Source organism: Zoogloea sp. (genome assembly GCF_041908905.1).
Taxonomy (GTDB): domain Bacteria; phylum Pseudomonadota; class Gammaproteobacteria; order Burkholderiales; family Rhodocyclaceae; genus Zoogloea.
Genome location: NZ_JAYREK010000008.1, coordinates 1 through 22,608 on the forward strand (window position 1 = coordinate 1; position 22,608 = coordinate 22,608).

Consider the following 22,608-nt stretch of genomic DNA (forward strand, 5'->3'; position numbering starts at 1 on the left):
CGGTGGCGCCGGGGTACACCGTGGATTCGTACACCACGATGGCGCCCTTCTTCATGTACTTGCCGACGCTCTCGCTCGACTTGACCAGCGGGGTGAAGTCGGGCTGGTGGGCCTCGTCCACCGGGGTCGGCACGGCGACGATGATGAAGTCGGCCTCGGCGATGATCTGCGGGTCGGTGCTGCAGGTGAGATGCACCGCGGCCTTCAGGTCTTCAGTGCTCACTTCCCCGGTCGGATCGACGTGGCGGGCGTAGGCATCCACCTTCTCCTGGTGCAGGTCGAAACCGACGGTCTTCACTTTCTTGCCGAACTCGACGGCAAGGGGCAGGCCTACGTAGCCGAGGCCGATGACTGCGATGGTGGTCATGCTGTTGTTAAATCCTTAAGACGAATACAGTTGCTGAAACTTGACTAAGCGAAAGACTTCAAAAAAGGCCCGAGCGTCGTTGAACCGTAAAGCCTCCGACGCTCGGATCCATCTGAATTGCTCATAATCAGAGACGTGCTTCTTCCTGAGACTCAACAAACCACCGGTAAGCATCCCTCAGACCGTCTTCGAGACCGATTGAAGACATCCATCCCAGAGCTTTGAGGCGGGAAACATCCATAAGCTTACGGGGCGTGCCATCCGGCTTGGTTGCGTCAAACACCAAACGACCGGCAAACCCGGTAACACGGGCAACCGTTTCGGCCAACTCCCGAATCGTGCAATCAACGCCGGTACCGACGTTGATATGAGACAGCATCGGCTGTGTATTCGCCTGATAGGTTACGTCGTCAAGTTCCATGACATGAACACTCGCCGCAGCCATATCGTCGACGTGAAGGAACTCGCGCATCGGCGTACCGCTACCCCAGATAACCACCTCCTCATCGTCCCGCTGCACCGCCTCGCGAAAACGGCGAAGCAACGCGGGGATCACATGGCTGTTCTCCGGATGAAAGTTGTCGTTAGGCCCATAGAGATTAGTCGGCATAACGCTGCGATAATCCCTGCCGTACTGCCTGTTATAACTCTCACACAGCTTGATCCCAGCAATCTTCGCGATCGCATAGGGCTCATTGGTCGGTTCCAGGACACCTGTCAGCAGCGCCTCTTCTTTCATGGGTTGCTCGGCGTGCTTCGGGTAAATGCACGAGGACCCCAGAAAAAGAAGCTTTTGAACATTGCAAACGTGGGCAGAATGAACAATATTGGCTTCGATCATCAGGTTTTCGTAGATGAACTCCGCCGGGTAAGTATTGTTCGCGTGAATCCCCCCCACCTTGGCTGCGGCGAGATATACCTGAGCGACCTGCTTCTGCTGAAAAAAGCTCTCGACCGCCTTCTGATCCAGCAGATTCAATTCCTCACGGCCTGCCGTAACAATATCGACATATCCCAAGGATTGAAGACGCCGGACGATTGCAGAACCAACCATGCCACGGTGGCCGGCCACAAAAACGCGATCAGTCACGTTGCGCGGCATGCTCAGTTCTCCACCGAAACCGGTACGTCATGTCCGTGGGCCCGCAAGAAAGCATGCCGCTGAGCAACCTTGAGATCCTCGGCAACCATTTCGGCACACATCTCCTGCACCGTGATTTCCGGCACCCAACCAAGTTTTTCCTTTGCCTTGGTCGGATCACCAAGAAGGGTCTCAACTTCTGCGGGACGGAAGTAGCGAGGATCAACTCGCACGATGACATCACCCAGGTTCAGTGCTGAAGCCTTATCGCCGGAGATGGCGTCGACGATACCAATCTCATCCACGCCCTCGCCCTCAAAGCGCAGAGAAACCCCGAGTTCCGCCGCTGACCATTCGATGAACTGACGCACCGAGTACTGCACGCCTGTAGCAATCACGAAATCTTCGGGTTGATCCTGCTGCAACATCATCCACTGCATGCGCACGTAGTCTTTGGCATGCCCCCAGTCACGAAGTGCGTTGAGGTTACCCATGAACAAACATTTCTCGAGGCCTTGCGCAATATTGGCCAAACCCCTAGTGATCTTGCGCGTAACGAACGTTTCGCCACGACGCGGACTTTCATGGTTGAACAGAATACCGTTGCACGCGTAGATGCCATACGCCTCGCGATAATTCACGGCAATCCAGTAAGCGTAAAGCTTGGCGACGGCGTAAGGAGAGCGAGGATAGAAGGGTGTCGTCTCCCGCTGGGGAATCTCCTGAACCAGGCCATAGAGTTCCGAAGTCGAAGCTTGATAAAAGCGGGTTTTCTTTTCCAAGCCAAGGAAACGAATTGCCTCCAGCAAGCGGAGCGTCCCCATTGCATCGACGTCAGCGGTGTACTCGGGAGACTCAAAGCTGACCGCCACATGGCTCTGTGCGCCGAGGTTATAAACTTCATCCGGCTGAACTTGCTGAAGAATGCGAGTCAGGTTAGAGGAGTCCGTCAAATCACCATAGTGCAACACAAAATTCTGGTTATCTACATGAGGATCTTGGTAAATGTGATCCACACGCTGAGTATTAAAAAGTGAAGCCCGTCTTTTTATACCATGAACTTCATAACCTTTTTCCAACAAAAACTCAGCAAGATAAGATCCATCTTGACCTGTAACACCAGTAATTAAAGCGACTTTTTTCAAAACACTCTCCTTCAATACTTTTTAACGCGTTTATTTAAAAAAACATCCCAAAGAAATATAGGTGCAGAGACTAGCATTCTTCGCCATAACCTACGCGGCTGCTGCACAAGACGCGGCAACCATTCAAGCCCCATCTTCTGAAAGACAGGATGAGAGCGTCGAACCTTTCCAGAATAAAAGTCAAAAACGGCACCAATCGCAGCTATAAACCGGACATTTAGCTTTGATCTATTATCAAATATCCACTTCTCCTGCTTTGGGGCAGTCATTCCAACCCACAAAACGTCGGGCGCAGCAGAATTTATCGCCGTTATCATATTCTTTATTTCTTCATTCGAATATGAAGGCTTAAACGGGGGGGAATAGGTCCCAGCCAAGCGTACTCGAGGATAATCAATTGCTATTTTTTTTCTTATGATAGCGAGTGTCTCCTCTGATGCCCCCATAAAAAAAACCGAGCCCCCCCCTTTCTGATTCAAACACTCTAACACACCAAAAAAAATATCAGACCCTGTAACTCTTTCTTCAATAGACCCACCGAGCAACCTTGAAGCCAGCACTACGCCAGCGCCATCGGGAATAAGCCAATCGGCGTTTTTCAATGCCTCAGAAAAATGGCGATCTTTCTTTGCCTCTGCGTATGAATGAGGATTAATACATGCCAACCATAGCGCTCCCAATCCGACGCGTTCTTTCGAAGAAATTTTTTCGTAAATATCTTCAAGAAGTTTGCTACGAGAGCGGACATCAACCATGTAACCAAGCATATTTTCTGTCATGAGAACTTTCTTCTATTTAACATCAGAACAAGAAGCCTCATAAATGGAACGCAATAAGCCCCAATTATTCTCTTCGGTGTAAAATTTTTCGAACTCTTCGCGAGCGCCGGAGCTTAGTTTTTTTAAAGTTTCATCATCCCGAAGAATCTGAGAAATTTTTTCGCATATATCAGAAAAATCTCCTGCACGAAAAAGAACCCCGCTAATATTGTTTTTTACTATCGATGAAAGAGGGCCTAAATCAGAAGCAGCGACCGGCGTCCCAAAAGCATATGCCTCTCTAACAACCATTGGAAATCCTTCGTAACAAATGGAAGGCAAAATCAGTAACTTTGCGCTTGCGATTTGTCTTTGAGCATCTTCCGACGAAAGTTGCCCCATGAAAGTAATAGGCAACCCTACGGCTTTATGCTTTAAATGCTCCAGAAGAGGGCCACTACCAATCACTCTCAGTTCAACTTTACACCGACCAATTAAACTTTTCCAAGAATCCAAAAGGATATCAACACCTTTTTCAGGCGTTAATCGACCTACAAATACTGCATAGTTCCCTCTTTCGCCCCATTGCACTACGGACGGGCACCCTGGATAAAAATTAGGTTTAACATAAACTTTCTTTTCTGGCAGCCCAGCCGCCACAACCAAATCTCTTTGAAATTCAGACAAAACCACAAAGGCATCAACATCGTTTTGCCATATTTTCAAGGCTCGACTCAAGCCAATATTAGCTGCTAACGGAAGAGTTGCTAACCGACTTCCTCGATAACAACCGTATCGCAAACTCGGAAGGCTAGAGCGCTTTTCGATACACTCTATGCAAACCTCACCACCTCTCATGGGGATCGCTGCAGAGCAGAACAGGCGGTAGTTATGTAAAGTCAAAACTCTCGCGCAGATACCACGCAGCGCCGTAAATATACTGGGAGAAATCAGAGGGAACGTGTTGTGAACATGAACAACATCTGGCCGAAACTGTAGTGCTTTCTTTCTTATCTCAGCGGCTGAAAACGGATTCCAAGGAGTCGACAGGGCTCCTATTAATGCCCCCACGGCCCCCATTTGACGAATAGAGTCGCTACTTTTTACAAAACGCTCAACACATACACCTTGAGCAGCTACAAGATTAGCCTCTGCCTCAAAAACCTGATTTTCACCAGACGGCGACGCAGATCCATAATAGTTATGAACAAACAGGACTTTATTAATCATCGGAAATCCCTGCTTGCTCTAGAGCACTCAATATCCCGAAAGTGAACCTTTTAACCATACGCTCTAAAGTTATCTCGTTTGCTCTATCCCTACAGCCTTCCAGCAACTGTGCGTAAATTTTATTATCGGACAAAGCTTTCAATATAGCCTCAACATATTGATCCAAATCACTCTCAACAACTATGGCATTCTTCCTATTTACCAGATAAGCAAACTCCGGGCCATGCTTCGCACTGGCGAATGTAGCAATAGGAGTCTCCGAAACGAATGAGTCAAGAACGTTCAGCCCAACAGCCCCAGGATTGAGAATAAAATCTGCAACACATAAGCACTTTGCTTTTTCAAGACCATAACGTGCTCCGACCCACTTAATCCATGGTCTTTTTCTTATCGCTTCTAAAATAAAACTCTTGGACGGACCATCACCAACAATCAACAAAGAGCAATCAAAAAGAGTTCTTTTTATTTTGTCGACTGCTTCGATAAGAACATCCAACCTCTTGTCCTCGTAAAGAGAACCGATATAAAGAAAAACATGACCTTTCTCTGGAAGGCCCAACTCATCTCTCAAATATTTTTTTTCACCAACCAGAGTTTTTAAATCGGCTCTTAATTGCTTATCGTCAATAGAATTATTTAAAACTGTAATTTTTCTATCAGAAAAACCTGACCATTTAATAATATTTGCACTGTGATCTGTGTAAGCAAACCACCAATCAACTTTTTTCAAAACAAATTTTTTGAACTTCTCGCGCCATCCATTCGGATTAGAAGACTGTAAGTTTGCTCCGTGCCCCCAAAACGCAATCATATTTTTTCTGTACGGATTAAATATGTACAGATAGTTTGCAATCAAAGAATTTTCCTGAGGGAGTATTAACAGATCACAAGAAGCAGCACCTCCAGAAATATTCATAAGACATGCTTTTCTGCCAAAAAAATAGGCTGAATAAACTGCTTTGGCCCATGAAATATTAGCACTATCTTTTTTCTGACTTTCTTCCGAATGCTCTTTTCCGTATAACAAAACAAGTTCGACGCCATTCTCATCCAAACTTTTTTTAAGCTGTTCAAAGAGAGATACCCGATAGTGCGTGAGTCTTCGTTGAACAATCACTACTTTCTTGGCTTTTAGAGATGACATCAAACTCTTTCTTTTTTCACGGCAAGTGTAAAAAAAAGCATTGCAACGAAAAAAACCCAAACTGGACTACGCGCGACATAAAACCCTGTCTCTGTAAAATTGTAAATACAGAATGCTACGAGAAAATAAATTGAAGCTTTATATACAACGCTAGACTCGACGTTCTTCACTGCATGCGCAGATCTCAAATAGCTCCAAAGAATCGCACATGTCATCAATACGCCTATCAAACCCAACTTAACCCAGACCTCTAGATACCCATTATGAAAAGTTGTAGCCCAATGAAGGGCACCAAGACTCTCCGTGTCTGATCCAAATCCATAACCCACAATTGGATTCTTTTGAATAAGATCAAGCGCCGACAACCAAATAACATCGCGACCTGAAGCGTTTTCCTCACGCCCTAAGAGCTCAAGTAAATTAGACAACCCAAAAGAGAACAATGCGCCTACGATAAAAAAAAGCAACAAACTAAAGAATAGGAACCGAACCGACCTGACATTCTTTTCCCCCCTGAAAAGCAGCGAAAAGAAAAACAAAAAAACCATTAACGAAGAAGCAGCTAGAGAGGTAACGCTATTTGTACCAAGCAGCACCGCAAAAAAAACCGCCATCAAAATAAACTTTAAAAAATAATATTTATCCGAAAAAAAGCTAGTCCAGGCTGACAATGCCCAAACGCCTACGATGCATAATGAGCCTAAATAATTTGCGCTACCCGTCATGCCGGCCCATCGACCATTTGGATGTGAAGTCATATCGGGAAAAATTAAAATTGCAGCCAACTGCAGTGCAATATTTGTACTTAACGCAAGCGATACATGCTTAAAAAGATATACTGGCTGAGTTGCATAGCAAACTGCGCCCACAATTGAAACCGCACAGAGCCCAAGCAATTGAAACCCATCTACAAAACATTTTTGGGGAGCTGGAGACCAAACCGATCCCAATAATATGTATGCAATCAGGACATAAAGAACTGACCTGCCCGAAAAAACGGGATAGAATTTTCTGAACTTCGAAAACAAAACAAAAATAGCGCTGCAATAAATAAAAAGCCAAATCAACGTGGCACCAAGATTACGCTGCATAGCATCTGCCGCGCCTGAAACTTCTATTGACTCTCGAGTATCACCGGAAGGAATCGGTATTACTCCTGTCAATGGCAATCCTAATAAGAAAATAGAAATTATGAAAATCCATTTTCCTAATATTAGCTCACGAGTACTTAAAGGACGGTGCAACTCTTTCATTGAAATCTCTCACAAATCATTTCGATTTTAAATCTGACTTACGAAACATATACAACAAAGCGGAAAGAGCCACGACCTCTGCAAAAACAATTCCCAAAACTGCACCTGCCTCCATATAAAAGCTACAAAAACAAAAAGAAAAAATCACAGAGGCAGCAGCAGAAACAGAATTCACGGCAGCTTGATATTTAAAACGATTCAAAGCTTTAACAGCTAAAAACAGCCCTGAATTTATTGCCATAAAAAAAACATACACCATCCAAAAAACAACCAACCAACCAATTCCTTGATAGCTCTCTTTCAAAGAAAAAAGAGACATCAATGCCTCATAAACAAAAAACAATAAAGCGGCATAGGCCAACGATAAAAGTGCTAAAAGAATACAGAGCTTAATCGTGAGCTTCTCAACTTGTACAAGTGTTCCTTGAGCACTAATTTTGCTTAACCGTGGGAGAAAAACCTGACTCAATCCAGGAATCAAAATAGTGACAGGAGAAACAAAAATTCTAGCCGCGTTAACCTTAGCAACCGCCGCAGATCCTATTAAAGCTCCAACAACTAGCGTATGTGATTGTGTTCTTAAAAAATAAACACAATTGGTTAAAGAATCCCATTTTCCGCCAGCCCATGCCTCCTTAAAATCTTCTTTTATTTTTTTTATTTTCCAAAGGGGAGTTATTTCCGTTAGGAATTTACCAAGATAAGCGGCACAAAACTGGGAGGCTGCAAACACAACCAATACTTCACTAACACCGCAGCTAAAATTTAGCAAAGCTAAAACCGTAAAGAACAAAGCCAAAAATATGGCGTTTGAAAAATTTATGAGAAAAACCCATATTTCTCGCTCGTTAATATAGGCATATCTTATATAAAAATCTTTTAACACATACCCAGCGGTTGCAATAGCAATCGCTCCAGTCAAAAAACCCCATACCTTAAATTCCAAGAGGAACGCAAAAAAACCTAGAGCCCCTCCGATTACTGAGCAAAAGAAACAACTAATAACCAGCAAAGAAAGAATTCTTCTTGCATATTCTTTTTGCTCATCAACTTTCTTCCGCGGAGTTAAAACGACCATCTGAGTTAAGAATAGTGCATTCCCAATCCCAGCCAAAAAAAGAATAGCTGCAAATGCTAGGTTATATAGCCCAAAGCCCTCTGGACTCATAACGCTCAACAAGTACATACTTAAAACGAAGGTCGTACCGCTGCTTAAAGCCTGGGAAGCCAGGCTGAAAGAAATCGCTTTTAAGGCCAACATCTACCTCTCAGAAATCTTTTATATTGCATGAAATTGAATCACGCAGATTTTGAATATCTGTAGCTGTAAACGTAGCCTTTATAACCATATCGATAACGCTGTCGATCGGTATTTAGATCGTTGAATACAAAGCCTTTAACCTGAACACCAGCATGATTCAGTCGCTTTACAGACTGCTCGAGCTCTGCGATGGGATGGCGCCCTGCACGCGCAACCATTAAGGTAGCGCCGGTCATGCGGCCAATGATCGCAGCATCGGAAACGGCCAAAATAGGCGGAGCATCAACAATCAGCGTATCGAACTGCTGGCCAAGCTGTTCAAGCAACTGCTCAAAACGCTGATGCATCAGAAGTTCAGAGGGATTAGGCGGAATCTGGCCAGTCGTGACCACCCACAGATTCGGAATAGACGTCGGCTTGACGATGTCTTCGATTTTTGCGGAGCCAACAACGTATTCGCTGACACCGATTTCGCGGCGCAGTCCAAATTCCTTGTTGATATGGCCCTTACGAAGGTCGGCGTCGATGATCACGATGCGCTGACCGGCATTAGCCAGCACGGCCCCAAGGTTCTTCGAGATGAAGCTCTTGCCAAGACCGGGGCTGGAGCCAGTGATGAGCAGGGAATTGTGGGACGCATCCATCAACGCAAAGTGAATGGTCGTGCGCAATCCACGCAGGCTCTCGATGGCGTCGTCTTCGGGATTGCGAATGGCGAGGAGTTCGCCACTGCCCTTGCCGCTCTTGATGCGGCGGACGATGGCGGCTTCTTCCGGGCTATGCGGGATGGTCGCGTAAACCGGCAGGCCGAGCTGGGATTCGATGGTTTCGGGGTCTTCGACCACCACGCGCAGGGAGCGCACCACCCACACCACACCGAGGCTGACAATGAGACCAAGCAGCGCTGCCACGGCGAACACGACCGGCGCCTTCATACCGACAGCCTCGCGGGAGACGGCGGCTTGGTCCAGGATGCGCACATCGCCTACAGTGCCGGCTTTGGACACCTTGAGCTGCTGGGCGGTGTTGAGCAGATCGGTGTAAAGGGTGGTCGAGACCTCCACATCCCGAGCGAGACGCAGCACCTTCTGCTGGGTATCGGGCAGCTTGTTCACATCTGAATCGAATTGACTACGGCGCTCCTTAAGGCGCTGGAGACGCTGATCCACGGCCTGCACGCGGGGGTGCTCGGCGGTAAAGCTCTGGCGCAGTTCGTCGCGTTCCTGCTTGAGGGCGACGATCTGGTTGTCAACCTCGACGAGGGACTGCAGCACGCTCTGGGTTTCGAGATTCAGATCGAGGCTACCGCGGCTCTGGCGGTAGGCGTTGTAGGCGGCCTCGGCGGCGTCCATCTCACGCTTGAGGGTCGGGAGTTGGGTCTCGAGGAACTTGAGGGTGTTCTCGGCCTCGGCGGAGCGGCGCTCCACGTTCTGGCGCACGTAGGTCTTGAGGATGTCGTCGAGGACGACGCCGATCTTCTCCTGGTCCCGGCCGGTGAGGCTTACCTCGAGAATGCCGGACTTCTTGCCGCGCTCCTTGACCGTAAACTCCTTGCGAAGCAGTTCAACGGCCGATTCCATAGAACGCCGAACCAGCACGAAGCGGGCGCCCGGGCGGGCGACCATGTTGGACACGAAGATCGAGAACTTGCCGGCAGTGGCACGGTTACCAACCGCCCCCTTGACGACGCTCTCGCCGTCTTCGTCGAAGAGTTCGAAGCTGCCGTTTTCGCCGGCGGTGAGGATCAGCGGCTGGTCTTCGGCGCTGCGGGGCACATCCAGGGCGTCCACCTGCAGGGTTTCGCCACCCCAGGCATAGCTGGCCAGGCCGAACAGTGGGCTGTTGGGCTCCTCACCCTTGTAGCGGCGGGCAATGGCGGAGCCGATGATGGGGAAGGTCTTGGGCTGGACTTCGATATCCAGCTTGAGGCGGTTAATGACCCGGCCGAGCACCATGCGCGAGGTAAGGATCTCCTGCTCGGCCGACACGGTTGTGCTGTCACCCAGCAGGGGCTGGAGATCCTTGAGGGCTGCGGACATGCCGCCGCCGCCCTTTTCTTCGACCTGCAGCAGGCCGTCGGCCTTGTAGACGGGCTTGGACACAAAGACAAAAGCTCCGCCCAGCAGGATGGAGAGGGCGGTGATGGCGGCGATGAGCCAGCGGTGCTCCATGACCACGGCGACGATTTCGCCAACAGCCAGGCCTTCACCTTCGTCGTTTGAGGACGCTATCTGCTGGCCGGGCATGGCCGCTGCGGGCTTGAGGTTTTCGGTTTCCATGGGAGTGTGGATTGGGCTTGTTTGGTTATGGGCCGAATTTATGGGGTTTGGGGTGCCCCGGTGGGGCGGGTGTCTGGTGGCTAAGTGGAGGCGGCTTGAGCCGCCCCGGGGCGGCGGCATGACATGGGTCGTTCAGCGATTGGGGTCGGCGTGCGACTGAAGTCGCACCTACAGGGGGCGAGGTGGGACGCGGGGCCGTCGGCAAACCACTGCCCTGCCCTCCCCTTTCGGGGGGATGGGCGGGTGAGGTAGGTTTGCGGGCGGCGGTCATGCGCTTAGGGCTGGCGGCCGCCGAAAAGCGGGTAGCGTGTCAAGCTGGTGTTGTAGAGCGTCTGCGCCGTGGGCAGGATGTTGCTGATCACCCGATTCCAGCGCACCACATCTGCGGCATCCACATAAACGATATCGCGGGGCTTGAGCGGGAAGCGGTCGGCCAGCAGCATGGCGTCGGGGGAGCTGCCGTCCAGGTGGAACAGCTCGGGCACGTCGCTATCCCCGCGCATCACGTAGATCCACTTGGGGTTGGAACGGTCTTGCGCGATATAGCCGGTGTCGGCCAGGGCCTCGGCCAGGGTGGAGCGCTTCTTGGTCATGACCAGCGAGCCGGGCTTCTGCACTTCGCCGAGCACAAAGATCTTGTTGAAGCTGCGGTCCTGCACGTTGAGGATGTCGCCGCTTTCGAGCAGGGCGTTCTGCTCGGTGGCGCCGGCTTCGTACATGGACTGGATGTCAACGCGATATGTCGTCCCCTTGCGGGTGAGCAGCACGCGGCTGTGGTCCGCCTCGGGGCCGAAGCCGCCGGCCTGGTTGACCGCCTCGAGCACGGTCATGGGCACATCGGTGATGGGTAGCAGGCCCGGCTTGGCCACCTCGCCCACCACGTAGATACGCTGGCTGCGGAAGGCCGCCACGCGGACGTCGAGCTGGACCTTCTCGATGTATTTGGAGAGGCTCCTGGCAAGCATGTCGCGGATCTGACGGGTGGTCTTGCCGGTGACCTGCAGGGTGCCCACGTAGGGGTAATAGATGGTGCCGTCTTCGTTGACCACGGTGCCGGCCTGGTCGGCGGAGCGGTATTGGCCGGCCGGGGTGGTCAGCTCCGGGTGGTCCCACACGATGATGGTGAGCACGTCGCCGGGGCCTACCTTGTAGTCGGGCGCAGCGGGCATGACGCTGCCCTTTGCCGCACGGCCGTTCATGTTGGCGCTGGTGGCGGTGGGCTTTTGCGGGGCGGCGGCCTTGAGCTGCTCGATGATGAGCTCGGCGGTGATCGGCTTGATGGCCACGTTGGCCGGCACCGGCTCGGCGGCATCGCCGGCCTTTACCGGCAGCTTGACTTCGGATTGCTCGCCGCGCAGGGAATAGGCGCGGTCACCCGGGACGATGCTGGCGCAGGCGCCCAGCGCGGCACACAGGCCGGCGAGGAGGCTTCGGCGGAAGAAGGCCTTGCGGCCGGCGGCCCGGCAGGCAGGCGCGGCGGGGGCGGAGACGGCCCCGTGGAGGTCTTGACTCATGGACTTCCTGCTTTTCAAAGTAGGCGACAGCTCTGGATTTTAATTGACATTGCATTACAACCAAGGGCGTTGGACACAAAGTCGTGACGCTTGTGGGGGGATGCAGTGAAAATTTTTGGCGATCCGCGCAAGAGCCGGTGGCTTTGCGCGGGGATCGGCGGTGTGGTGGTCACAGCTTTTTTGCCCACGCATCGACGCCTTCGTCGATGAGGCGGATGGCGTGGTCCCAGACGTCGCGGGAGCGCTTGTAGGGGTCGGGGATTTCCTTTTTCTGCCAATGGCCTAACAAAAAGGTCTTGCCGCGCACGGCGGGGTCGATGTCGCCGAGGGCCTCGCGGTGGTGGGATTCCATCACCAGCACCAGCTCGGCCCAGCGGCACAGGGCCACGGTGGCCTGCTGGGCGCGATGGGCGCCGAGGTCGATGCCGCGCTCGGCCATGATGGCGATGGCGTTTTCGTCGGCGGGGTGGTCAACCAGCGCGCCCACACCGGCGGAGCGCACTTCGGGCTTGCGGCCGGCCTTGACGAGGGTGTCGCGGAGCAGGAACTCGCCAATGGGGCTGCGGCAGATGTTGCCCGTGCAGACAACGAGGATGCGTTCGTACAAAGGATTCAACCCTGAAACATGGGGCCACGCCTGGATGGCGGCCCCGTTGAAACGTCCATTGGCCCTGGGGCCGGATGGCTGGGTGGGGGCAGGCCGCTGCCGGCGCCCCGCCTGTGGATGCGCTTGCGCCCTGCTCAGTGCTGGACGACGGTCTCGACGACGGCGCTGGCCAGGGTGGGCTTGTTGACCCGCACGCTGGGCTCGCCGGCGGCGCTCTCGACACGATAGACCAGGGTGCCCCGCCGCGCCGAGCGGCGCTCGCCCTGGCGACGCTCGACAGGCTTCTGGTGGGCAGCCTGGCGGCGGTCGTGGACGGGCTTGCGATCGACAAACTGGCGGATCCTGACGCTGCGGCGGCCGCGGATTTCACGGCGGAGCGAGGCGATGATGCGGGCCACCTGGGTCTGGCTGAGGTCCTGGTCGTCACACAGCAGCTCGATGACGCCATAGCACTCGCCCGGCGCGGCGGCATCGGGCCGATAGACGCTGAAGCGGAAGTCGGCGTAAGGGCAGATGTTGCGGTTGAGGATCTCGGAGAGGTTGGCAAACTCGTCGGCGCCCAGGCCGCTCAGATGCACACCCACCGCGTGGGCGGAGGTGAAGCCGAGCAGGCGGTTGACCCGGCGCAGCAGGGGCACCAGGCGCCACGGGCGCAGCAGCACATAGAAGCACAGGGCAAAGGCGCCGATGAAGGCGATCAGCATGGTGAGCTCGTCGACGCCGGCATACATGCCACCCAGGCCGATCGCACCGAAACAGAGCTGGATGAAGGCCAGCACCAGCACGGTGTCCTGCACCCGGAAGCCGGCGCGCAGGAAGAGGTGGTGCAGGTGGTTGCGGTCGGCATGGAAGGGCGAGCGGCCCATCCAGATGCGGCGCAGCATGACACACAGGGTGTCGATGAGCGGGACGGCAAACAGCCACAGGGTGGTGATGGGGGTGATGGCCCGCGGGGTGACGCCGATCTGCGAGAAGTCGCTGAGCAGCCAGGCGAACACGAAGCCGAGCTGCATGCTGCCGTTGTCGCCCAGGAAGCAGCGGGCGCGACGGCGGTTGAGATAGCGCAGGTTGTGGTAGAGGAAGCCCGCCACGCCGCCGGCAATGACGAGGATCTGCGTGAAGTGGGCGGTATCGCCGGACATGAACACCGCAAACGCGATGAGCAGCAGGCTGACGATGGAGATGGAGCCCGACAGGCCGTCGATGCCGTCGATCATGTTGAGGGCGTTGATGGCGCCCATGGTGGCGATGAGGGTGAGCGGGACGCCGATGATGCCGAGGGAGACGACTTCGGTGGGAGACGCGAGGTGCCCCAGGTCTTGCAACGCGATGCCCGCGCCATACACCATGGCGAGGCCGACCGCGGCCTGGATGACCAGGCGGATCTTGAAACTGATGTTGAGGATGTCGTCGGCAAAGCCGGTGACCCACATGACGATGACACCGCCGACAAAGGCATAGACCCGGGCATCAGGAAGGTTGAAGAAGTGATCGACCAGGGCCACGCCGCAGAGGTTGGCAACGAGCACCCCGACGCCACCCACGAAGGGCGTGACCGTGTCGTGGGCCTTGTGGCCACCCGGCTTGTCGACCACATCGAAACGATGGGCAGCGATGATGGCATAGCGGACAGCCACCGCAGATACGACAAACCCCAGCAGGAACAGTGCGAGCGCGAACATTTAACCTTTACCCCCCACCTCGGAACGCCAGCGCCTGGGCACCGGGCTCGACTCGGAGAATTTTGTGTGACAAAGGCAAGACCTTGCCGGTGTCACACGATAGATAAGTAACGATACATGGGACGGGTTGCTGGCAACTCGGCCCGGACAACACTACCAAATGTATCTTACAAAAATTTGCAGCACACCCAAGCAACTAATCCACACATGCCATAAGATTTTTAACTTAATGACAAGAGAGATTTTTGTTACGCCATGGGCAACACGCAACCCTCGAAACCCTTGGCACAGCTGGATTTCCGGCATACGCGCAAAACCCGAAAAAACTAAGCAAATTTCAGGCCAAATATAAAACCCATACAAATCATGGCACTAGATTTTGGGTTATCACTATTTTACAAAATGTGTAAAATTTTCCGACACCCATCAGGGAGTGCGAAGCCCTGCCCACCCCGGGAATGCCGGGCGCAAACACGCCCCAACACCCCATCAAGGCGGTTAATGGCTACAAAAAGGGAAGCAGGCACCTGAAAGCCGAGGCGGCCGATGCACGAAGAACGCCGGAACAGGCACCCGCCAGCCCCCAAGAGGAAGGCGGACGCCTGCAAACCGGAGAATACGGGGGGACACCAGGCGCAAGCAGCGCCAGCTCCACAAGCCGGCCGCCACCAACGCGCACCCCACACCACCGTCAACCCACACCGCCAGCCCCAAGGCCAAGGCAGGCGTACAGAGGGATCGCGTAGACGCAAAAAAGGGAGCCGGAGGCTCCCTTGATTTTCTGTGTTGTGGCGGAGTGGACGGGACTCGAACCCGCGACCCCCGGCGTGACAGGCCGGTATTCTAACCAACTGAACTACCACTCCGCGCTTTGACGCTCATCCAGCCAAAACCGACTGGAGTGCCTGCTGGCGCAGGGCTTTGTGTGGCGTCCCCACGGGGATTCGAACCCCGGTTATCGCCGTGAAAGGGCGGTGTCCTAGGCCTCTAGACGATGGGGACCTGATTTGGTGGAGGTAAGCGGGATCGAACCGCTGACCTCTTGCATGCCATGCAAGCGCTCTCCCAGCTGAGCTATACCCCCAAATTCTGTACATCAACTGCTTGCCAGCATCGGCTGGCGTCCCCACGGGGATTCGAACCCCGGTTATCGCCGTGAAAGGGCGGTGTCCTAGGCCTCTAGACGATGGGGACCCGGATACTACTTGAACTACCGAACACTCAAAGGCAGCTGGGCTCCTTGACTGTTCTTGTTGGTGGCGGAGTGGACGGGACTCGAACCCGCGACCCCCGGCGTGACAGGCCGGTATTCTAACCAACTGAACTACCACTCCGCAAAACCTTTTTTACCTGCCCCGCTAACGGCTCAGGCTGCCTGCAAACTGCCACAGGCCTTGAAACCTGGCGTCCCCACGGGGATTCGAACCCCGGTTATCGCCGTGAAAGGGCGGTGTCCTAGGCCTCTAGACGATGGGGACCCGATAAAACTTGTTGTGGTGGAGGTAAGCGGGATCGAACCGCTGACCTCTTGCATGCCATGCAAGCGCTCTCCCAGCTGAGCTATACCCCCGTCCAACGAAGACCGCATTATAGACATGCTTCTGGGGCTTGTAAACCCCTTTTTTAATTTTTCTGCAAACTTCCCCAAACTACCCCCCACGCCTCGAATGAGCACAGCTCCTCCAGCAAGTGGAAAACACCCGGACAGCAGCGCTGGTTTTTGGGTGTTTTGGGTGTACACAATATGGTTGTGTCGAGAAAATTTACACTACTTCACAGCACTCTTCTCGAGATATACAAAAATCGTCAATAACTCAACGCCTTAGCCAATCCGGCCCGGATTTTGCAGAGGAAGCCAGCAAAGGATCTGCTAGCAGGAACCTTTTTAACCAAGTTATCCACAGAAAGGCTTCAAGATGATCAAGAAAAAACTTGCTGTAGCCATCTCCGCAGCCCTCTCGCTCGGCGCGGCCGGCATGGCCCAGGCAGCTGTTTACACCTCCACTGCCGACAACTTCACCGGCAACTTCGTGATCTCCGGTTTCGCGGATGCAAATCCGGGCTCTTTCCAGATCTCGTTGACCAACGTGCAGGGCGCGCTCGATCTCTACGTCCCGAAGAGCGGGACCGCTTCTGGCCAGCGTATCGGTAACGTCAGCCTCGACATCAGCCCGGCTCCGGGTGCCGAACTGAATTCCGTTGTGCCCAACTGGACTGCGCTGGGCAACGCCACCTTCGACACGAGCGGCATCACCGGCAACAATTTCAACTACAACTTCTCCAAGGGCACTTTCACCTCCGACGGCGTTGCCCAGAGCGGCGGCTCCTTCAGCGGCTCGGCCAACGCACTGGACCTCATCCTGGGCAACATGTTCGGCACCCTCGGTGCAAACATCGGCACGGGTTCGGTTTCCGTGACCCACACCCTCGCGGCCAACACCTGGACCCTCAACGTCACCGAAACCCCGGTTGGCGGCACTGGCTTCGCGGGTCTGTTCACGGCCCTCGACAGCAAGAAATTCGGCGGCAACAGCGACGGCGTGATCAACGGATCGTTCTCCGTGAATGCCTCGGTTGCGATCACCACCAACGACGGTGTTCCGACCCCTGGCGGCAACGTGGAAGTCCCTGTCCTGCCCAGCGCGCCGGCCCCCGGCACTCCGGAAGGTACCTTCGTTTTTGACAACATCCCGGTCGGCAACCAAGTGAACGAAGCTGGCCAGATCATCGGTCTCAACCCGCTCGCACCGCTCTGGATCGACCCGGTCGTCGCCGTGGGTTACCGCTATGAGCTCGGCGCCAACTCCACCACCAAGTTCGCCACCATCACCGCCCCGAGCCTCGGCACCGTCAATGACGCCAATGGCTACGAGGTCTGGCTGTTCAACGGCACCCAGTGGACGCTCGCGGGCAACGTGGCTGCAGGCGGCCTCTTCACTTTCCCCGCTGGTGGCGTGACCGCCTTTGAGATCCGCGGCATCAACCCGGATCTCGGCCTGGACCCGACCAACGACCTGGCCTTCCCGCTCGGCGTGACCCTTACCTCTGCAGGCTCCATCGACCTGACGATGACGGCCCTGACCGTCGACACCGGTACCGCCGTGCCGGAACCGACCAGCATGGCCCTGATCGGCCTCGGCCTCGCCGCGATGGCAGGCGTTGCCCGCCGCAAGAAAGCCTGAGCCTTTCTTTCGCGATAAAAAACGGCCGCATCTGCGGCCGTTTCAGACTGCTGACGAACCCCCGGTTTTTCCGGGGGTTCGTGCTTTTTGGAGCCCTCTCAGACGACTAGAAACGCTTGGCAGCAGCCCGGGCCAGTGGGGCTCGTTTGGATGAAGAGGATGTGTTGGCTCCGTAGAGCGCCTGTCAGGGCGCGGTAAAGCCGGAATTTGGGGTTAAAAAGGGCGGCTGCCCGGCGGGTCAGCAGCAGGGCGATCTTCTTCATGTTCTGACAGGCGGCCGAGAGCAGGCACTGGGCTTGAACCTTGGCCAGTCCGCGAAAGCGGGCGTAGCGATGCCCGTGCAGCTCCTTGGCGTCGGCAAAGCTGCGTTCAATGGTTTCCTTGCGTGGCGCGTAGAGGCGTTTGCCCAGATCGGTCAGTCGATTGGCGTCGATCTGCTCCTTGAAGGGCTGCCAGAGGTGGCGCGTGAGGAGCTTTTGGTGGTTCTGACTTTGGGTGCAGCGCGCCCGCTGCGGGCACTGGCGGCATTGCCCGGGGTCCGAGGCGTATTCGCGATAGCCCGCCCGGTTGGTGCCGCGATAGACGATGATCTGACCGGCGGGGCAGCGGTAGCGGTCGGTCTGCGGATCATAGGCGTACTCGCGTTTGTGGAAGTACCCCTCCCGGTGGCTGGGGCGGCGGTAGCCCATCACCCCATACAGCCCGCGCTCGATGATGCCTTTGCAGACCCACGGGGTGAAGTAGCCGGCATCGAGGCCCACCGCCGCCACCTTCAGATCGAAGCGCGTGCGGGCCCGGTCCAGGCGCGCGAGGTAGGGCGTGGCGTCATGGACGTTGCCGGGGGTGACGTGGGTGTCGACGATCAGGGCGTGCACGCCGTCGACGGTGCGGTGATCCAGATAGAAGAAGCCGACCGGTTTCTGGTCGCGCACCATGAAGCCTGAGTCGGGGTCGACCGTGCTGCGCTTGATCTGACGGCTGTCCGCCGCCGCCGCCTCCGAAGTGGGCTCGGACGGAGCGACCGGCGCGCCGTGCTCGCCTCCGTCCCGATCGGGGCCCGCATCGGACGACCCCGCGGGTGCCGCCTGAACTCGGCGCAGCGGCCGCTGGCCCGCGGCAGCCCGCTCGGCATCCACGGCGGCGTCCAGTTCGGCCAGATAGGCCGCCGGCGTTTGCTCGACTTCCACCAAATCGTAATGGCGCTTGTTGGCGTTTGCCTTCAGGTGCGTGCTGTCGGTATAGAGCACCCGCCCGCCGATCAGCTTGTGTTCGATCGCCTGCTCGACGATGGTGTCGAAGATGTCCTGCTCGATCCCCGTCCCGGTAAAGCGACGCCGCCGGTTCTGGCTCAGCGTCGAGGCATCGGGCACCTTGTCCGTCAGGCGCAGGCCGAGGAACCAGCGGTAGGCCACGTTGACCTCGATCTCACGTACCAGCCGGCGCTCCGAGCGCACCCCGAACAGATAACCGATGAACAGCATCTTGAACAGCACCACCGGGTCGATCGCCGGGCGGCCGTTGTTCGCGCAGTAGAGCCCTTCGGTCTTCTCGCGGATGAAGTCGAAGCGGAGGTGAGTGTCGATCAGGCGAAGCAGGTGATCACGCGGAACCAGTTGGTCCAGCGTCACCATCTCCAGTTCGGTCTGAGCGGTAGCGGCGGCAGGCTTGAGCATGCCGACATTATAAAAAAACGAAGCCCCCGACGGGCGGGGGCTTGGGGCTTTGTCAGCAGTCTGAAACGGCCGCATCTGCGGCCGTTTTCACTTTATGGCAACGATCAGTTGCTCAACAGCTTGTTAAGCGTAGGCTGATCGGGCATACCGGTTGCAGGCAGGTTAGAACGCACCTGGAAGTCTCTGAGCGCATCCTTGAGCGCAGGCGAGAACACTCCATCCTTGGCAGCACTGTAGAGCTTGGCTTGTGCCAATTTGCGCTGGATCTCCTCGATCACGCCCTTGTAAAGGGGAAATCCGCCCTTGTCCGTCTGGATCATGATCAGCTCAGACTTGGCTTGAAGCCGATTGGGCTTCAAAACCCCCAGCATGCTGTTGACGGCCACAATGAAAGGCTGCTTGGGATTCTTGTTGCAGTACTGCCCCAGCGCCGCAAGCAGCAACTCTGTCGTCTGCCATGGCGTGATGTCGTAGGTGTCCTTGGCGTACTGGTTGGTCGCGCTGACGTAGCCTTCCAACCATCCAGCAAACAAAAAGTAGTCGGTGTTGCGCTTGGTGGCAGCTGCGTTGAACGCCTCGCAGGTACGCCCACCGCCTCCGTCGATCGCAAAATCACCTTTGGCGTCTACGGCCAGCGCCTGGGTGGTGAAGCCGGCAACCAGCAGGAACGCCCCCAACAACTTGAATCGACCCGCAGGAAACGTGGTGGTTTTCAATTGCGCAACCTTCCCTTCTTGATGAATTCATAAGCGAATTCGAGTTTAGCGCAGTCGGGATGGGCACACCTGGCTACGCTCCCCGAATCGTGGAATATCAAACGGCAGGCCGCTCCTCAACCAACGACCTTACCGGGGTTCATCAGGCCCCGCGGGTCGAAGGCCTGCTTGATGCAGCGCATCAGGTCGATTTCGACTGCCGGCTTGTAGTCGGGCAGCAGCTCGCGCTTGAGCTGGCCGATGCCGTGCTCGGCCGAAATCGAGCCGCCCCGCGCCTTCACCGCGTCGTAGACGATGCGGTTGACCTCTTCGGTGCGGGCGATGAAGGCATCGTTTTCGCCATTCAGCGGGCGAGACAGGTTGTAGTGCAGATTGCCGTCGCCCAGGTGACCAAAGCACACGATGCGCAGGCCGGGGTAGGCGGCGGCCAGGGCTGCGCCAGCTGCCTCCAGGAAGTCGGGGATCGCGCTGACCGGCACCGAGATGTCGTGCTTGATGCTCACCCCGTCGCGCTTCTGGGCCTCCGAGATATTCTCGCGGAGCTGCCAGAGGGCCTGCGCCTGGCTGTCGCTGGAGGCGATGGCGCCGTCGGTCACACGGCCCTCGGCGATGGTGGCGGCGAGTTCGGTTTCGAGCAGGCCGGCCAGGGCGTCGCCGGCAACGGTATCGCTGAGTTCGAGCAGCACATACCAGGGGCTGGGCTGGCCGAGGGGGTCGCGGGTGCCGGGGATGTGCTGGAACACCAGATCGAGGGACACCCGGCTGATCAGCTCGAAGGCGGTCACCCGGTCGCCGACGGCGGCGCGCAGGCGCCCCAGGAGCTGGACCGCAGCGGCCGGTGAGGCCACCGCCAGCCAGGCGGTGACGACCGCCCGTGGGCGGGCAAAAAGTTTGAGGGTGGCGGCGGTGACGATGCCGAGGGTGCCCTCGGCGCCGATGAAGAGCTGCTTCAGATCGTAGCCGGTGTTGTCCTTGCGCAGCGCGCGCAGGCCGTCCCACACCTGCCCATCGGGGAGGACGACCTCGAGGCCCAGCACGAGTTCGCGGGTGTTGCCGTAGCGCAGCACCTGAACGCCGCCGGCGTTGGTGGAGATCACGCCGCCGACTTCACACGAGCCTTCGCTGGCCAGCGACAACGGAAAGAAGCGGTCCGCGTCGAGGGCGGCCTGCTGCACGAGGGCCAGCGGCACGCCGGCCTCGGCGCACAGGGCGTTGTTGGCGGCGTCCACGTGGCGGATGCGCCGCAGCCGCGAGAGGTTGAGCACCACGGAGGCGCCGTCGGCGAGCGGCGTCGCCCCGCCGCACAGGCCGGTGTTGCCACCCTGGGGCACCATCGCGCAGCCCGCCGCGGCGCAGGCCCGCACGACGGCGGCGACCTGGGCGGTATCCGCCGGCAGCACCACAGCCCTCGCCCGGCCGGTGTAGCGCCCGCGCCAGTCGGTGAGATAGGGCGCCATGTCAGCGTCGGCCGTGAGGCAATGGGGCGCACCGACGATGCTGCGCAGGGTGTCGACGAGGACGGACATGGGCGGGCTCCGGAGGAAAGGCGGGATGAACGGGATAGGCGGGATTATTGCACTCGCGCATCCGGTGGGGCGGTCACGGTGAGAGGGCCAGCGTGGGGTTGCGCTGTGGCAGCCCGACCTGCGGCCGCGGCGATAGGCCGTTGGGCGGGATGCGCGGGCTGTCGGGTGACGCTGCGCTGACCCGACCTACGGAACTGGGGATGGCGGGGAGGCTGTAGGTCGGGTTAGCCCGCAGGGCGTAACCCGACACCGAACTGCAGGCGCAGGGTTCAGCGCCCCAGGGCGCGGCGGATGGCGGGCAGCGCGAGTTCGACGGCAGCTTCGCCTTCGGCGATGGCCTCGGCGCCGCGGTTGTAGTCCATCAGCCCGAGCTGGGCGAGGCGCGGGGAGATGAGCACGTCAGCGGGCTCGCCGGCGAGGCGGCTGCGGGCGATGCGCACCGACATGATGGCGATGCTGCTCTGCATCACGGTGAGCATGGAGGGCAGGCTCTCGGCCTCGGCGGGCTCGCCGGCGGCGTCCGGCGCCCCACCCCGCCCGAAGCGGGACAGCAGCTTGCGGTGCCAGGCGACGGGGGCGTCGACCGGCGGTTCGGCCTTGCCGTCCTTGTGGTGATTGCGCCAGGCGGCACCGACCACGTCGGAGTTGAGGTCCACGGCGATGACGATGTCGGCCCCCATCGCCCGGGCCAGGGACACCGGCACCGGATTGACGAGGGCTCCATCGACCAGCAGGCGGCCGTCGTACCAGGTGGGCGCGAGCAGGCCGGGCAACGCGATGGAGGCGCGCACGGCGGTGGATACGCTGCCTTCGCGCAGCCACACCTCGTGGCCGCTCTGCAGATCGGTGGCGACACAGCCGAAGGTGTGCAGCAGGGCGGTGAAGTCGCGGTCGACGAAGTTGCGCTCGAAGAAGCCGATGAGTTTGTCGCCTTTGATGAGGCCGCCGCGCAGGCCCATGTCCATCAGGCCGACCACGTCCTGCCAGCCGAGGGTCTCGACCCAGCCGCCGAGCTTTTCGAGGTCACCGGCGGCGGCCACGGCGCCGACGAAGGCACCGATGGAGCAGCCGCTGATGATCTGCGGCTCGATGCCCTCCCGCGCCAGCGCCCGCAACACGCCCACATGGGCCCACCCGCGGGCGGAGCCGCTGCCGAGGGCGATGCCGATGCGGGGGGTGCGTTTCATGAG

Annotated in this window: 17 protein-coding genes and 7 tRNA genes; 1 reads left to right on the forward strand and 23 read right to left on the reverse strand. The window is 56.8% G+C overall.

Annotated features, from left to right (window positions below; all coding sequences use genetic code 11):
• The 19 genes from ACE3OU_RS06825 to ACE3OU_RS06915 form a co-directional block, all read right to left on the reverse strand.
• The coding region (locus ACE3OU_RS06825) for an NAD(P)-binding domain-containing protein (RefSeq protein WP_374240798.1) at nt 1-367 on the reverse strand (367 nt) is incomplete at its 3' end.
• Nucleotides 368-494: 127 nt separating this feature from the next.
• Nucleotides 495-1,469, reverse strand: coding sequence for a GDP-L-fucose synthase family protein (locus ACE3OU_RS06830; protein WP_374240799.1), 975 nt, complete (start codon nt 1,467-1,469; stop codon nt 495-497).
• A 2-nt stretch (nt 1,470-1,471) separates the two neighbouring features.
• On the reverse strand, nt 1,472-2,593 hold the full coding sequence (gene gmd / locus ACE3OU_RS06835) for a GDP-mannose 4,6-dehydratase (protein ID WP_374240800.1): 1,122 nt from the start codon (nt 2,591-2,593) through the stop codon (nt 1,472-1,474).
• Nucleotides 2,594-2,604: 11 nt separating this feature from the next.
• Nucleotides 2,605-3,372: a WecB/TagA/CpsF family glycosyltransferase gene (locus ACE3OU_RS06840; RefSeq protein WP_374240801.1), complete on the reverse strand. Its 768-nt coding sequence runs from the start codon at nt 3,370-3,372 to the stop codon at nt 2,605-2,607.
• Nucleotides 3,373-3,384: 12 nt separating this feature from the next.
• Complete coding sequence (locus ACE3OU_RS06845; protein WP_374240802.1) at nt 3,385-4,581, reverse strand: glycosyltransferase family 4 protein; 1,197 nt, start codon at nt 4,579-4,581, stop codon at nt 3,385-3,387.
• Nucleotides 4,574-5,725 carry a glycosyltransferase family 4 protein gene (locus tag ACE3OU_RS06850; protein WP_374240803.1) on the reverse strand — a complete coding sequence of 384 codons (1,152 nt, stop codon included), beginning with the start codon at nt 5,723-5,725 and terminating at the stop codon, nt 4,574-4,576. The genes ACE3OU_RS06845 and ACE3OU_RS06850 overlap by 8 nt, the downstream gene beginning before the upstream one ends.
• On the reverse strand, nt 5,725-6,978 hold the full coding sequence (locus ACE3OU_RS06855) for an O-antigen ligase family protein (protein ID WP_374240804.1): 1,254 nt from the start codon (nt 6,976-6,978) through the stop codon (nt 5,725-5,727). Before ACE3OU_RS06855 ends, ACE3OU_RS06850 begins: the two co-directional genes overlap by 1 nt.
• 16 nt (nt 6,979-6,994) lie before the next feature.
• The gene (locus ACE3OU_RS06860; protein WP_374240805.1) at nt 6,995-8,239 is read right to left on the reverse strand and encodes a lipopolysaccharide biosynthesis protein; all 1,245 of its coding nucleotides are present in this window, start codon (nt 8,237-8,239) and stop codon (nt 6,995-6,997) included.
• A gap of 38 nt (nt 8,240-8,277) precedes the next feature.
• Nucleotides 8,278-10,518 (reverse strand): polysaccharide biosynthesis tyrosine autokinase, encoded by a 2,241-nt coding sequence (locus ACE3OU_RS06865; RefSeq protein ID WP_374240806.1) that lies wholly within the window; start codon nt 10,516-10,518, stop codon nt 8,278-8,280.
• Nucleotides 10,519-10,793: 275 nt separating this feature from the next.
• Nucleotides 10,794-12,032: a polysaccharide export protein gene (locus ACE3OU_RS06870; RefSeq protein WP_374240807.1), complete on the reverse strand. Its 1,239-nt coding sequence runs from the start codon at nt 12,030-12,032 to the stop codon at nt 10,794-10,796.
• A gap of 169 nt (nt 12,033-12,201) precedes the next feature.
• Nucleotides 12,202-12,639 (reverse strand): low molecular weight protein-tyrosine-phosphatase, encoded by a 438-nt coding sequence (locus ACE3OU_RS06875; RefSeq protein ID WP_374240808.1) that lies wholly within the window; start codon nt 12,637-12,639, stop codon nt 12,202-12,204.
• A 134-nt stretch (nt 12,640-12,773) separates the two neighbouring features.
• Nucleotides 12,774-14,321, reverse strand: a complete 1,548-nt coding sequence (locus ACE3OU_RS06880; protein ID WP_374240809.1) for an undecaprenyl/decaprenyl-phosphate alpha-N-acetylglucosaminyl 1-phosphate transferase — start codon at nt 14,319-14,321, stop codon at nt 12,774-12,776.
• Nucleotides 14,322-15,110: 789 nt separating this feature from the next.
• Nucleotides 15,111-15,187: transfer RNA gene (locus ACE3OU_RS06885), tRNA-Asp, on the reverse strand.
• A 60-nt stretch (nt 15,188-15,247) separates the two neighbouring features.
• Nucleotides 15,248-15,323, reverse strand: a tRNA-Glu gene (locus ACE3OU_RS06890).
• A 6-nt stretch (nt 15,324-15,329) separates the two neighbouring features.
• A tRNA-Ala gene (locus tag ACE3OU_RS06895) sits at nt 15,330-15,405 on the reverse strand.
• A gap of 34 nt (nt 15,406-15,439) precedes the next feature.
• A tRNA-Glu gene (locus ACE3OU_RS06900) sits at nt 15,440-15,515 on the reverse strand.
• A gap of 63 nt (nt 15,516-15,578) precedes the next feature.
• Nucleotides 15,579-15,655 (reverse strand) — tRNA-Asp (locus tag ACE3OU_RS06905).
• Nucleotides 15,656-15,723: 68 nt separating this feature from the next.
• Nucleotides 15,724-15,799 (reverse strand) — tRNA-Glu (locus ACE3OU_RS06910).
• Between the two features lie 16 nt (nt 15,800-15,815).
• Nucleotides 15,816-15,891, reverse strand: a tRNA-Ala gene (locus tag ACE3OU_RS06915).
• Nucleotides 15,892-16,237: 346 nt separating this feature from the next.
• Between ACE3OU_RS06915 and ACE3OU_RS06920 the strand changes: the two genes are divergently transcribed.
• Entirely contained in the window at nt 16,238-17,503 is a 1,266-nt protein-coding gene (locus ACE3OU_RS06920) for a PEP-CTERM sorting domain-containing protein (RefSeq protein ID WP_374240810.1), read from the forward strand.
• Between the two features lie 98 nt (nt 17,504-17,601).
• Here ACE3OU_RS06920 and ACE3OU_RS06925 read toward each other — a convergent pair whose 3' ends face one another.
• From ACE3OU_RS06925 to ACE3OU_RS06940, 4 genes are all read right to left on the reverse strand, one after another.
• Entirely contained in the window at nt 17,602-19,176 is a 1,575-nt protein-coding gene (locus ACE3OU_RS06925; RefSeq protein ID WP_374240811.1) for an IS1182 family transposase, read from the reverse strand.
• Nucleotides 19,177-19,280: 104 nt separating this feature from the next.
• A complete protein-coding gene (locus ACE3OU_RS06930) occupies nt 19,281-19,892 on the reverse strand; it encodes a peptidoglycan-binding protein (protein WP_374240812.1) in 612 nt (203 codons plus the stop codon).
• A 116-nt stretch (nt 19,893-20,008) separates the two neighbouring features.
• A complete protein-coding gene (locus ACE3OU_RS06935; RefSeq protein WP_374240813.1) occupies nt 20,009-21,418 on the reverse strand; it encodes an FAD-binding oxidoreductase in 1,410 nt (469 codons plus the stop codon).
• A 269-nt stretch (nt 21,419-21,687) separates the two neighbouring features.
• A complete protein-coding gene (locus tag ACE3OU_RS06940) occupies nt 21,688-22,605 on the reverse strand; it encodes a patatin-like phospholipase family protein (RefSeq protein WP_374240814.1) in 918 nt (305 codons plus the stop codon).
• Nucleotides 22,606-22,608: the final 3 nt, after the last annotated feature.